At 65.7% G+C, this 13,348-nt stretch carries 7 protein-coding genes; 4 read left to right on the plus strand and 3 right to left on the minus strand.

Going from position 1 to position 13,348, the window contains the following annotated elements; genetic code table 11:
- Positions 1-27: 27 nt before the first annotated feature.
- From lpdA to aceE, 3 genes are all read right to left on the minus strand, one after another.
- On the minus strand, positions 28-1,794 hold the full coding sequence (gene lpdA, locus WS75_RS00780) for a dihydrolipoyl dehydrogenase (RefSeq protein ID WP_059678727.1): 1,767 nt from the start codon (positions 1,792-1,794) through the stop codon (positions 28-30).
- Positions 1,795-2,065: 271 nt separating this feature from the next.
- Complete coding sequence (aceF, locus tag WS75_RS00785) at positions 2,066-3,712, minus strand: dihydrolipoyllysine-residue acetyltransferase (protein WP_059678728.1); 1,647 nt, start codon at positions 3,710-3,712, stop codon at positions 2,066-2,068.
- A 70-nt stretch (positions 3,713-3,782) separates the two neighbouring features.
- Entirely contained in the window at positions 3,783-6,479 is a 2,697-nt protein-coding gene (gene aceE / locus WS75_RS00790) for a pyruvate dehydrogenase (acetyl-transferring), homodimeric type (RefSeq protein WP_059678729.1), read from the minus strand.
- Between the two features lie 273 nt (positions 6,480-6,752).
- Between aceE and fixL the strand changes: the two genes are divergently transcribed.
- The 4 genes from fixL (at position 6,753) to WS75_RS00810 (ending at position 13,347) form a co-directional block, all read left to right on the plus strand.
- Positions 6,753-9,269, plus strand: a complete 2,517-nt coding sequence (gene fixL / locus WS75_RS00795; protein WP_059678730.1) for an oxygen sensor histidine kinase FixL — start codon at positions 6,753-6,755, stop codon at positions 9,267-9,269.
- Complete coding sequence (gene fixJ, locus WS75_RS00800) at positions 9,266-9,904, plus strand: oxygen response regulator transcription factor FixJ (RefSeq protein WP_006493245.1); 639 nt, start codon at positions 9,266-9,268, stop codon at positions 9,902-9,904. Before fixL ends, fixJ begins: the two co-directional genes overlap by 4 nt.
- A gap of 243 nt (positions 9,905-10,147) precedes the next feature.
- Positions 10,148-11,005: a bifunctional methylenetetrahydrofolate dehydrogenase/methenyltetrahydrofolate cyclohydrolase FolD gene (folD, locus tag WS75_RS00805; protein ID WP_059678731.1), complete on the plus strand. Its 858-nt coding sequence runs from the start codon at positions 10,148-10,150 to the stop codon at positions 11,003-11,005.
- Between the two features lie 254 nt (positions 11,006-11,259).
- Positions 11,260-13,347, plus strand: coding sequence for a M3 family metallopeptidase (locus tag WS75_RS00810; RefSeq protein ID WP_059678732.1), 2,088 nt, complete (start codon positions 11,260-11,262; stop codon positions 13,345-13,347).
- Position 13,348 lies beyond the last annotated feature (1 nt).

The raw sequence follows: 13,348 nt of genomic DNA on the forward strand, positions 1-13,348 counted from the left end.
AGCACAAGGCCGGCCATGCCGGTCGCGTTACTTCTTGCGTTGCGGCGGCAGGTCCGTGCAGACGCCTTCGTACAGTTCGGCGGCCATGCCGACCGATTCGCCGAGCGTCGGGTGCGGATGGATCGTCTTGCCGATGTCTTCCGCGTCCGCGCCCATTTCGACGGCGAGGCACACTTCGCTGATCAGGTCGCCCGCGTTCAGGCCGACGATGCCGCCGCCGATCACGCGATGGGTTTCCTCGTCGAAGATCAGCTTCGTGAAGCCTTCGTCGCGGCCGTTCGCGATCGCGCGGCCTGAAGCGGCCCACGGGAACACGGCCTTGCCGTATTTGATGCCTTCGGCCTTGCACTGGTCTTCCGTCTTGCCGGCCCAGGCCACTTCCGGATCGGTGTAGGCTACCGACGGGATCTGCAGCGCGTCGAAGTACGCCTTCTCGCCGTGCGCGGCTTCCGCTGCGACGTGGCCTTCGTGCACGGCCTTGTGCGCGAGCATCGGCTGACCGACGACGTCGCCGATCGCGAAGATGTGCGGGACGTTCGTGCGCATCTGCTTGTCGACTTCGATGAAGCCGCGGTCGGTGACCGCGACGCCGGCCTTGTCGGCACCGATCTTCCTGCCGTTCGGGCTGCGGCCCACCGCGACGAGCACGAGGTCGTAGCGCTGCGCTTCCGCCGGCGCCTTCTCGCCCTCGAACTTGACGTAGATGCCGTCTTCCTTCGCTTCCGCGCCGACCGTCTTGGTCTTCAGCATCACGTTGCCGAAGCGCTTCGCGTTGTACTTTTCCCAGACCTTCACGAGATCGCGGTCCGCGCCCATCATCAGGCCGTCCATCATTTCGACGACGTCGATCTCGGCGCCGAGCGTCGAGTACACCGTCGCCATTTCGAGGCCGATGATGCCGCCGCCGATCACGAGCATGCGCTTGGGCAGCTGGCGCAGTTCGAGCGCGCCCGTCGAATCGACGACGCGCGGATCTTCCGGCATGAACGGCAGCTTCACTGCCTGCGAGCCGGCGGCGATGATCGCCTGCTTGAACTTGACGACCTTCTTGCCGTTTTCGCCCTGCACTTCCATGTGATACGGATCGACGAATGCGCCGACGCCCGTGACCACTTCGACCTTGCGTGCCTTCGCCATGCCGGCGAGGCCCGTCGTCAGCTTCTTGACGACGCCGCCCTTGAAGTCGCGCAGCTTGTCGAGATCGACTTCCGGCTTGCCGAACGTGATGCCGTGCGACGCGAGCGCCGCGGCTTCCTCGACGACGAGCGACGTATGCAGCAGTGCTTTCGACGGGATGCAGCCGACGTTCAGGCACACGCCGCCGAGCGTCGAGTACCGTTCGACCAGCACCGTCTTCATGCCGAGGTCGGCGGCGCGGAACGCGGCCGAGTAGCCGCCGGGGCCGGCGCCGAGCACGAGCATGTCGCACTCGATGTCGGCGGCGCCTGCGTAGCTGCCGGCTTGCGGCGCGGGTGCAGGAGCGGCTGCAGCAGGTGCCGGAGCAGCCGCTACGGGCTTGGCTGCTTCGGGTGCTTTCGCGGGCGCGGCGGCGCCGGCCGCTGCTTCGACGATGGCGATGACCGTGCCTTGCGAGACTTTCTCGCCGGCCTTGACCTTGACTTCCTTGACTGTGCCGGCGACGTCGCTGGGCACTTCCATGGAGGCTTTGTCCGATTCGAGCGTGATGAGCGTTTGCTCTTTTTCGATCACGTCGCCCGGCTTCACGTTGACTTCGATGACATCGACGCCGCTGAAATCGCCGATATCCGGAACCTTGACTTCGATGAGACTCATTACTGTCCCCTTCTTGATTAGCTGCAGACAGAGAGGGAGTTGCTCGCGGAAGAACTACGGCCTGGCGAGAGGACGTGCACTTGGGCAGGACCACCTTTGCCGTCCGCCCAAGGACGCGCCTTTCTTTTGGTTACTTTTCTTTGGAAGACAAAGAAAAGTAACCGCCGCCCCGCGCAGGGGCGACGCTAGCAGACCGTCAAGAAAGCCAGTTCAACGACGAGGCACGGATAACCGACAAAAAACCACGCCCCGCGAGCAAACCCCCCGCTCATCAAAGAATGATGCGACGGAAATCGGCGAGCAACGCACCGAGATACGCATTGAACCGCGCGGCTTCCGCGCCATCGATGACACGATGGTCATACGACAGCGACAGCGGCAGCGTCAGACGCGGCACGAACTGCTTGCCGTCCCACACCGGCTTCATCTGGCCGCGCGACAACCCGAGGATCGCGACTTCCGGCGCGTTGATGATCGGCGTGAAGTGGGTGCCGCCGATCCCGCCGAGCGACGAGATCGAGAAGCAGCCGCCCTGCATCTGGTCCGGCTTGAGCTTGCCGTCGCGCGCGGCCTTCGACAGCTCGGCCATTTCCTTCGCGATGTCGACGAGGCCCTTTTTATCCGCGTCGCGGATCACCGGCACGACGAGACCGTTCGGCGTGTCCGCGGCGAAACCGATGTGGTAGTACTGCTTGAACACCAGGTTGTCGCCGTCGAGGCTGGCGTTGAAGGTCGGGAACTTCTTCAGCGCGGCGACGACTGCCTTGATCACGAATGCGAGCATCGTGAATTTCACACCCGCCTTCTCGTGCTCCTTGTTCAGTTGCACGCGCAGCGCTTCGAGCTCGGTGATGTCCGCTTCGTCGTTGTTCGTGACGTGCGGGATCATCACCCAGTTGCGATGCAGGTTCGCGCCCGAGATCTTCTTGATTCGCGACAGCGGCTTCGCCTCGAACGGGCCGAACTTCGAGAAGTCGACCTTCGGCCACGGCAGCAGGTTCAGCTCGCCGCCGCCTGCCGGCGCGGCTGCTGCGACCGGCGCTGCGCGCTGGCCCGTCATCACGCCCTTCACGAAGCTCGTGATGTCGTCCTTCGTGATACGGCCCTTCGGACCGCTACCCTGCACGCGTGCGACTTCGACGCCGAGTTCGCGCGCGAACTTGCGCACGGACGGCGATGCGTGGCTCGCGCGATACTCGCCCGACGGTGCGGCGGCGGGCGCGGCAGCAGCCGGAGCCGGCGCAGCCTTCGCGGGTGCCGGTGCGGCGGCGGGTGCCGGCGCGGCAGCGGCCGGTGCCGGTGCGCTCGCTTGCGGCGCGGCGGCAGGCGTTGCGCCGGCGGCGTCGAGCAGCACGATCAGCGTGCCTTCCGACACCGAATCGCCTACCTTGACCTTGATTTCCTTCACGACGCCGGCGGCCGGGCTCGGCACGTCCATCGTCGCCTTGTCCGATTCGAGCGTGACGAGCGACTGCTCCTTCTCGACCGTGTCGCCGACCTTCACGCCGATCTCGATCACCGGGACGTCCTTGTAGTCGCCGATGTCGGGTACCTTCACCTCGAGCGTGCCGCCCGCAGCAGCGGGTGCGGCAGCCGGCGCTGCTGCAGCCGGTGCCGGCGCTGCCGCCGGAGCGGGGGCTGCTGCCGGCGCGGCCGCGCCGTTCACCTGCGCTGCGGCGCCGCCTTCGAGCAGGATGATCAACGAGCCTTCCGACACGGAATCGCCCACCTTGATTTTCACTTCCTTGACCGTGCCGGCTGCCGGGCTCGGGACGTCCATCGTCGCCTTGTCCGATTCGAGCGTGACGAGCGACTGCTCGGGCTCGACCGTGTCGCCCACCTTCACGAGCACCTCGATGACGGGCACGTCCTTGTAATCGCCGATATCCGGCACCTTCACTTCGATCGCTTGACTCATCTTTTTGTGTCTCCATGGCCGCGCGCGCCCCTCCCGGAAGCGGCGCGCGGCATCACACGGCGCGTGTGCGTTAAACGGTCATCGGGTTGGGCTTCGACGGATCGAGGTTGTACTTGGCAATCGCATCCGCGACCACCTTGCGCTCGATCGTGCCTTCGTCGGCCAGCGCGTTCAGCGCGGCGACGGTGACCCAGTGACGGTCGACTTCGAAGAAGTGACGCAGCTTCTCGCGGGTGTCCGAACGACCGAAACCGTCCGTGCCCAGCACGACGAAGCGGCGATCGACCTGGCCGCGGATCTGGTCGACCAGCGCGCGCACGTAGTCGGTCGATGCGATGACCGGACCCTGCGTGTCCTTCAGGCACTTCTGCACGTGCGACAGGCGACGCTCCTCGGTCGGATGGAGCAGATTCCAGCGCTCGACTTCGTGGCCTTCACGCGCGAGTTCGGTGAAGCTCGGCACGCTCCACAGGTCGGCCGCGACGCCCCAGTCGTTCTTCAGCAGGTCGGCGGCAGCGATCACTTCGTTGAAGATCGTGCCTGCGCCGAGCAGTTGCACGCGCGGCGCCTTCTGATCGGCGTCGGCCTTCTTGAACGCGTACATGCCCTTGATGATGTCGGCCGCCACGTGCTCGCCCTGCGGAATCGCCGGGTGCTCGTAGTTCTCGTTCATCACCGTGATGTAGTAGTACACGTCTTCCTGGTCCTGCACCATGCGGCGCAGACCGTCCTGGATGATCACCGCGAGTTCGTAGCCGAACGTCGGGTCGTAGCTCACGCAGTTCGGCACCGATGCCGCCCACAGGAGCGAGTGACCGTCTTCGTGCTGCAGGCCTTCGCCGTTCAGCGTCGTGCGGCCCGCGGTGCCGCCGAGCAGGAAGCCGCGCGAGCGCATGTCGCCCGCCGCCCATGCCAGGTCGCCGATCCGCTGGAAGCCGAACATCGAATAGAAGATGTAGAACGGCACCATGATCTCGCCGTGCGTCGAATACGACGTCGCCGCCGCGATCCAGTCGCACATGCCGCCCGCTTCGTTGATGCCTTCCTGCAGGATCTGGCCGGTTTCCGATTCCTTGTAGAACATCAGCTGGTCGGAATCTTCCGGCACGTACTTCTGGCCTTCCTGGTTCCAGATACCGATCTGGCGGAACAGGCCTTCCATGCCGAACGTACGCGATTCGTCCGGGACGATCGGCACGACGCGCTTGCCCAGCGCCTTGTCCTTCAGCAGGATGTTCAGGATCCGCACGAACGCCATCGTCGTCGAGATCTCGCGGCCTTCGCCCGTGCCCTTCAGCAGCGGCTCGAATGCGTCGAGCGCCGGCACCGGCAGCGACGTCGCCTTCTCGCGGCGGTGCGGCAGGTAGCCGCCGAGGTCCATGCGCTTCTGGCGCATGTATTCGAGTTCCTTCGAGCCTTCCTCGAACTTCAGGTACGGCACGTCGGCGATCTGCTCGTCGGTGATCGGCAGCCGGAACTGGTCACGGAACTTCTTCAGTTGCTCGACCGGCAGTTTCTTCTGCTGGTGCGTGATGTTCATCGCCTGGCCCGACTCGCCCATCCCGTAGCCCTTGATGGTCTTCGCGAGGATGACGGTCGGTGCGCCCTTCGTGTTCGTGGCTTCGTGGAAAGCCGCGTAGATCTTGTGCGGATCGTGGCCGCCGCGGTTCAGCGCCCAGATGTCGTCGTCCGACCAGTCGGCGACGAGTGCCTTCAGTTCAGGCGTGTTGAAGAAGTGCTCGCGCACGAACGCGCCCGATTCCGACTTGTACGTCTGGTATTCGCCGTCGACCACTTCCATCATGCGGCGCATCAGCGCGCCCGTCTTGTCGCGCGCGAACAGCGCATCCCAGCGGCTGCCCCAGATGACCTTGATCACGTTCCAGCCGGCACCGCGGAATTCCGATTCCAGTTCCTGGATGATCTTGCCGTTGCCGCGCACCGGGCCGTCGAGACGCTGCAGGTTGCAGTTGATCACGAACACGAGGTTGTCGAGCTTCTCGCGGCTCGCCATGCCGATCGCGCCGAGCGATTCCGGTTCGTCCGTCTCGCCGTCGCCGAGGAACGCCCACACCTTGCGGCCTTCCGTCTTCGCGATGCCGCGCGCCTGCAGGTACTTCATGAAGCGCGCCTGGTAGATCGCCATGATCGGACCGAGACCCATCGACACCGTCGGGAACTGCCAGAAGTCCGGCATCAGCCACGGGTGCGGGTACGACGAAATGCCGTTGCCGTCGACTTCCTGGCGGAAGTTGTCGAGCTGCTCTTCCTTCAGGCGGCCGAGCAGGAACGCGCGCGAATACACGCCCGGCGACGAGTGGCCCTGCACGAACACGAGATCGCCGCCGTGCTGGTCGGACGCCGCGTGCCAGAAGTGGTTGTAGCCGACGTCATAGAGCGTCGCGGCCGACGCGAACGATGCGATGTGGCCGCCGACGTTCGTATCCTTGCCCGCGCGCAGCACCATCGCCAGCGCATTCCAGCGCGTGTACGAACGGATGCGGTGCTCGATATCCTGGTCGCCCGGGATCTTCGCCTGGGCTTCGACCGGGATCGTGTTGATGTACGGGGTGTTGGCGGAGAACGGGAGGTGTTCGCCGTGCATGCGGGCGAATTCGATCTGCTTTTCGATCAGGTAGTGCGCGCGGCCAGTGCCCACGGAGGAGATCACGCCATCGAGCGACTCGAGCCATTCAACGGTTTCTTGCGGGTCGTCGTCACGATCGGCGGCGACATATTTCATCACTTCGTTCGGTACAGCGGACATTCTCGTCTCCTGGGTCCTGGAATGTGAGGATCGCTCTCGTGCAGACGCCGCGACGCGGCCGGCTGCGGGCAAGCTCCGACGGATTGTAATGAGCGTGTACGACCACGCGCAACTAAATTTTCGAATTATGAGATCTTTTCTCGTAATGCGGAATATTGCTGCGCTGCACCCTCGCTTCGGGCCTCTCCGGCACGCGCCGCAAGCACAAATCCGTTTCCGTTCAACATATCCGGTATGGGTTTTCCATGTATTGCGCTGCGCTACAATCCTGCCATGTTGACCGATCGGCTTTTCGCACGCTCGGCGCGACCGTCGGGCCCGCCGGCGGAGTCGCAGCCGTCCCGCTGGCACCACGGACCGTGGTGGTCCAACTCCTATTTGCTCACGCCGCTGCTGTCGATCCTCGTGTTCCTCGTGGTGATGAGCCTGATTCTATGGAGCCTCAATCGCCGCGAACAGCAGCAGCAGGAAGACACCCTGTTCCGTAACGTCGCGTGGGCGCAGCAGCAGATCCGCCTGTCGATGACGGGCGCGCAGGAGCAGTTGCAGGCGCTGTCGCGCGATCTCGCGTCCGGCCGCCTCGACCAGAACGCATTCCAGATGGCCGTCGCGGACGTGATGCAGACGCATCCGGAAATCCTCTACCTGAACTGGTACACCGCGCCCGGCGTGCAGCGCTGGCCGACCGTGCACCCGCCGCTGCTCGGCCAGCGGCTCGCGAAGCCCGGCGACGCGCAGATGCAGGACGCCGTGCGCGGCGCGTACGACGAAGCGCGCACCACGCGCCGCCAGGCCTATTCGCCGCTGATCTACGACGACTTCGGCAACGGCTTCATCACGCTGCAGACGCCCGTGATGCGCGGCGACCGCGAATATCTCGGCTCGATCGCCGCGGTGTTCTCGGTCGAAGGGATCCTGAAGCACGACATCCCGCAGGAGCTGTCGTCGAAGTACAAGATCTCGATCACCGACTCGAACAACCGCGAGCTGTCGTCCACGTCGACGCGCCCGCGCCTGCCGCGCGACTCCCACTACGACCTGCCGCTCGATCCGCCCGGCCAGGGGCTGACCGTGCGCGTGTACGCATTCCCGCAGCTCACGAACCTGACCAACAATACGCTCGTGTGGCTCGTCGCGGGGTTGTCGTGCTTCGTGCTGTGGAGCCTCTGGAGCCTGTGGAAGCACACGCGCCAGCGCTTCGAGGCGCAGCAGGCGCTGTACGCGGAAGCGTTCTTCCGCCGCGCGATGGAAAACTCCGTGCTGATCGGCATGCGCGTGCTCGACATGCACGGCCGCATCACGCACGTGAACCCGGCGTTCTGCCGGATGACCGGCTGGGACGAGAGCGACCTCGTCGGCAAGGTCGCGCCGTTCCCGTACTGGCCGCGCGACGCCTACCCGGAAATGCAGCGCCAGCTCGACATGACGCTGCGCGGCAAGGCGCCGAGCTCGGGTTTCGAGCTGCGCGTGCGACGCAAGAACGGCACGCTGTTCCATGCGCGCCTGTACGTATCGCCGCTGATCGACAGTTCGGGCCGCCAGACCGGCTGGATGTCGTCGATGACCGACATCACCGAGCCGAAGCGCGCACGCGAGGAACTCGCGGCCGCGCACGAGCGCTTCACGACGGTGCTCGAAAGCCTCGACGCCGCCGTGTCGGTGCTCGCCGCCGACGAGGCCGAGCTGCTGTTCGCGAACCGCTACTACCGCCACCTGTTCGGCATCCGTCCGGACGGCCACCTCGAGCTGTCCGGCGGCGGCTTCGACCGCGCGCAGGCGTCGTCCGACTCGATCGACATGGTCGACGCGTTCGCGGGCCTGCCGGCCGCTGCGCTGACGAGCAGCACGGCCGATGCGCAGGAGGTGTACGTCGAGAGTATCCAGAAGTGGTTCGAGGTGCGCCGCCAGTACATCCAGTGGGTGGACGGCCACCTCGCGCAGATGCAGATCGCGACCGACATCACGACCCGCAAGAAGGCGCAGGAACTCGCGCACCAGCAGGAAGAGAAGCTGCAGTTCACGAGCCGATTGATGACGATGGGTGAAATGGCGTCGTCGATTGCTCACGAATTGAATCAGCCGCTCGCCGCGATCAACAACTACTGCTCGGGCACGCTCGCACTCGTCAAGAGCGGCCGCGGCACGCCCGAGACGCTGCAGCCCGCGCTGGAAAAGACCGCGCAGCAGGCGCTGCGCGCGGGGATGATCGTCAAGCGGATCCGCGAATTCGTGAAGCGCAGCGAACCGAAGCGCCAGCCGGCGCGCGTCGCGGACATCGTCGCCGACGCCGTCGGGCTCGCCGAAATCGAGGCCAGGAAGCGCAGGATCCGGATCGTCACGGAAATCCTCGCAAGAATGCCTATTATTTATGTCGACCCCGTGCTGATCGAGCAGGTGCTGATGAACCTGATGAAGAACGCGGCCGAGGCGATGGCCGACGTGAAGCCGGCGTCGGCGGACGGCGTGATCCGCGTCGTCGCCGACATCGATGCGGGCTTCGTCGACATCCGTGTGATCGACCAGGGGCCGGGCGTCGACGAAGCGACCGCCGAGCGCCTGTTCGAACCGTTTTACAGCACCAAGTCCGATGGCATGGGCATGGGGCTGAACATCTGCCGTTCGATCATCGAATCGCATCGGGGGCGTCTGTGGGTGGTCAACAATGTCGAACCGGACGGCCGCATTTCCGGCGCGACATTCCACTGCAGCCTGCCCATTGGGGAACCCGCTGATCTCGGCCAAGGGGGGCGCGAGGCATCGGCATCACATACCGTTACGGGAGAACTATGAATAGCCCTGTCACCACCACTCAGGAAACTGTCTTCGTCGTCGACGACGACGAAGCCGTACGGGACTCGCTGCGCTGGCTGCTGGAGGCGAACGGCTATCGCGTGCAATGTTTCTCGAGCGCCGAGCAGTTCCTCGATGCCTATCAGCCGGCGCAGCAGGCCGGCCAGATCGCCTGCCTGATCCTCGACGTGCGGATGTCGGGCATGAGCGGCCTCGAGCTGCAGGAGCGCCTGATCGCGGACAACGCCGCGCTGCCGATCATCTTCGTCACGGGCCACGGCGACGTGCCGATGGCGGTGTCGACGATGAAAAAGGGTGCGATGGACTTTATCGAGAAACCGTTCGACGAGGCCGAGCTGCGCAAGCTCGTCGAGCGGATGCTCGACAAGGCCCGAAGCGAAAGCAAGAGCGTCCAGGAACAGCGCGCCGCGAGCGAGCGCCTGTCGAAGCTGACCGCGCGCGAGCAGCAGGTGCTCGAGCGGATCATCGCCGGCCGGCTGAACAAGCAGATCGCCGACGATCTCGGGATCAGCATCAAGACGGTCGAAGCACACCGCGCGAACATCATGGAAAAGCTCAACGTCAACACGGTTGCCGACCTGCTGCGCCTCGCGCTGTCGAAGAAGCAGGCCTGACCGTTGCGCGGCCGCCGGGCACCTGCCCGGCCGGCCGCACCACCGCACGACTGAGCCGCGCGATGCGGCCCGCTCGCACGGCACGTGCCCGGCGCCGCCTCCCGGGGCGCCGGCACTGCCGCCATGACGCTTTCCTTGTATTCGCTGTCGGACGACGGCAGGCGACCGGTATAATTGCGTGCTTTGCTGCGGCGTTTCGTGCGCCGCACGCCCGCATTCCAACTTCCCGGCAAAACCACCACCATGACAGCCCTCCTCATCGACGGCAACGCCCTCTCGAAGACCTTGCGCGCACAGGCCGCCGAACGCGCCGCCGCCCTGACCGCACGCGGCCACCAGCCTGGTCTCGCGGTGATCCTCGTCGGCGCGAACCCCGCGAGCGAAGTCTACGTGCGCAACAAGATCAAGGCGTGCGAGGACAACGGTTTCTTCTCGCAGAAGGATACGTACCCGGACACCCTGTCGGAAGCCGACCTGCTCGCGCGCATCGACGAACTGAACCGCGACCCGAAGATCCACGGCATCCTGGTCCAGCTGCCGCTACCGAAACACATCGACAGCCACAAGGTGATCGAGGCGATCGCGCCGGAGAAGGACGTCGACGGCTTCCACGTCGCGAACGCCGGCGCGCTGATGACGGGCAAGCCGCTGTTCCGCCCGTGCACGCCGTACGGCGTGATGAAGATGTTCGAGGCGCATGACATCCCGCTGCAGGGCGCGAACGCGGTCGTGATCGGCCGCTCGAACATCGTCGGCAAGCCGATGGCGATGCTGCTGCTCGAAGCCGGCGCGACCGTGACGATCTGCCACAGCAAGACGCGCGACCTCGCCGCGCACACGCGCCAGGCCGACATCGTGGTCGCCGCGGTCGGCAAGCGCAACATCCTGACGGCCGACATGGTCAAGCCCGGCGCGACGGTGATCGACGTCGGCATGAACCGCGACGACGCGGGCAAGCTGTGTGGCGACGTCGATTTCGCCGGCGTGAAGGAAGTCGCCGGCCACATCACGCCGGTGCCGGGCGGTGTCGGCCCGATGACCATCACGATGCTGCTGATCAACACGATCGAAGCCGCCGAGCGCGCCGCCGCGGCTGCCTGAGCGCCGCCCGATTGCTCTGCCCGCCCAGCCGGCGCGCATTCGCGCGCCGGCGTCTCGCCGGTCGCCCGCCGCGGCCGCGCCGTCGCACTGAATTCCCCCGTATCCGACCCCGTGCCGAGCGCATCCAATCGCGTCGTTAGAAACTAACGATTGGAAAGCGCGCGATGCGCCCCAATAATGTCGGTATCGGGCGCCGCCGCATCGCGCCTCACCCTTTTCACCCCGGTTCATCCGGCAACAGACAGGGAGTCTTAATGTCCGCCAGCGCCAACACCAATCCGCTCCTCGATTTCTCCGGCCTGCCCCGCTTCGGCGAAATTCGTCCGGAACACGTGACGCCCGCGCTCGACACGCTGCTCGATGCCGCCAACCGCGCGGTCGACACCGCGAGCGCGCCAGCGACGCCGGCGACATGGGCCGCGATCGTCGAGACGGTCGAGCAGGCGACGGAGCCGCTCGGGCGTGCATGGGGCGTCGTCGGCCACCTGAACGCGGTCGCCGATACGCCGGAGCTGCGCGCCGCCTACGGCGAAAACCTGCCGCGCGTGACCGAGTTCTGGTCAAGCGTCGGCCAGAACCTCGCGCTGTACGAGAAGTACAAGGCAATCGCCGCGAGCGCCGAATACGCGACGCTGTCCGCCGAGCGCAAGAAGATCCTCGACAACGCACTGCGCGATTTCCGCCTGTCGGGCGCCGAGTTGCCCGAGGACCAGAAGCCGCGCTTCGCGGAACTGCAGGAGCAGCAGGCCGCACTGTCGAAGGCGTTCTCCGACCACGTGCTCGACGCAACCAACGCGTATGCGTATTTCGCGCACGACGAAGCCGAGCTGGCCGGCCTGCCGGGCGACGCGATCGAAGCGGCCCGCGAAGCCGCACAGAAGGAAGGCAAGGAAGGCTGGAAGTTCACGCTGCACTTCCCGTCCTACTTCCCGGTACTGCAGTACGCCGAGAACCGCGCGATGCGCGAGACGCTGTACCGCGCGTATGCGACCCGCGCATCGGAACTCGGCCCGCAGTACGGCGGCGGCAAGGCCGAGTGGGACAACACGGCGATCGTCGCCGACGAACTGAAGCTGCGCCGCGAAGAAGCGCAGATGCTCGGCTACCGCAACTTCGCCGAAGTGTCGCTCGCGCCGAAGATGGCCGAATCGCCCCAGCAGGTGATCGCGTTCCTCGAGGATCTCGCGACGCGCGCGCGACCGCACGCTGACAAGGACTGGGACGAACTGCGCGCATTCGCCGCGAAGGAACTCGGTCTGGCCGAGCTCGCGCCGTGGGACGTCGCGTTCGCGGCCGAGCGGCTGCGCCAGCAGCGCTACGCGTTCTCGGAAAACGAGGTCAAGCAGTACTTCCCGGAACCGGCCGTGCTGAAGGGCCTGTTCACCGTCACCGAAACGCTGTTCGGCGTGCGGATCAAGCCGGACGACGCACCGGTGTGGCACAAGGACGTGCGCTTCTTCCGCGTGGAGAACCGCGACGGCTCGCTCGTCGCGCAGTTCTATCTCGACCTGTATGCACGCGAAGGCAAGCGCGGCGGCGCATGGATGGACGACGCGCGTTCGCGTGCGAAGCGCGGTAATGCCGTGCAGACGCCGGTCGCGTACCTGACCTGCAACTTCTCGGCACCGATCGGCGGCAAGCCTGCATGCTTCACGCACGACGAAGTCATCACGCTGTTCCATGAATTCGGCCACGGGCTGCATCACATGCTTACGCGCGTCGACGAACTCGGCGTGTCGGGCATCAACGGCGTCGAATGGGATGCGGTCGAATTGCCGTCGCAGTTCATGGAAAACTTCTGCTGGGAATGGGACGTGCTGTCGTCGATGTCGTCGCACGTCGATACGGGCGCCGCGCTGCCGCGCGAGCTGTTCGACAAGATGATCGCCGCGAAGAACTTCCAGAGCGGCCTCGGCACGCTTCGCCAGATCGTGTTCTCGATGTTTGACATGCTGCTGCACGTCGACTTCGACCCGGCCGGCGCGACGGACGTGAACGCGTTCGCGCGCGAGATCAACGAGCGTTACCACGTGATCCCGCAGGCGGCGTTCTCGCGCTGGCCGAACACGTTCAGCCACATCTTCGCGGGCGGCTATGCGGCCGGCTATTACAGCTACAAGTGGGCCGAGGTGCTGTCGGCCGACGCGTACGCGGCGTTCGAGGAAGCGGCTGCCGCGAGCGGCAGCGTGCTCGACGCGGCGACCGGCACGCGCTATCGCCGCGAGATCCTCGAAGTCGGCGGCAGCCGGCCGGCGATGGATTCGTTCAAGGCGTTCCGCGGCCGCGAGCCGGAAATCGACGCGCTGCTCCGCCACAACGGGATGGCGTCCCCCGCGCACTGAG

This window comes from Burkholderia sp. FL-7-2-10-S1-D7, from assembly GCF_001524185.1.
GTDB lineage: Bacteria > Pseudomonadota > Gammaproteobacteria > Burkholderiales > Burkholderiaceae > Burkholderia > Burkholderia diffusa.

What these genes read in the sequence shown, in the direction of transcription:
- lpdA (WP_059678727.1), bottom strand. Translation starts at nt 1,794, where the DNA reads ATGAGTCTCATCGAAGTCAAGGTTCCGGATATCGGCGATTTCAGCGGC.
- aceF (WP_059678728.1), bottom strand. Translation starts at nt 3,712, where the DNA reads ATGAGTCAAGCGATCGAAGTGAAGGTGCCGGATATCGGCGATTACAAG.
- aceE (WP_059678729.1), bottom strand. Translation starts at nt 6,479, where the DNA reads ATGTCCGCTGTACCGAACGAAGTGATGAAATATGTCGCCGCCGATCGT.
- fixL (WP_059678730.1), top strand. Translation starts at nt 6,753, where the DNA reads ATGTTGACCGATCGGCTTTTCGCACGCTCGGCGCGACCGTCGGGCCCG.
- fixJ (WP_006493245.1), top strand. Translation starts at nt 9,266, where the DNA reads ATGAATAGCCCTGTCACCACCACTCAGGAAACTGTCTTCGTCGTCGAC.
- folD (WP_059678731.1), top strand. Translation starts at nt 10,148, where the DNA reads ATGACAGCCCTCCTCATCGACGGCAACGCCCTCTCGAAGACCTTGCGC.
- WS75_RS00810 (WP_059678732.1), top strand. Translation starts at nt 11,260, where the DNA reads ATGTCCGCCAGCGCCAACACCAATCCGCTCCTCGATTTCTCCGGCCTG.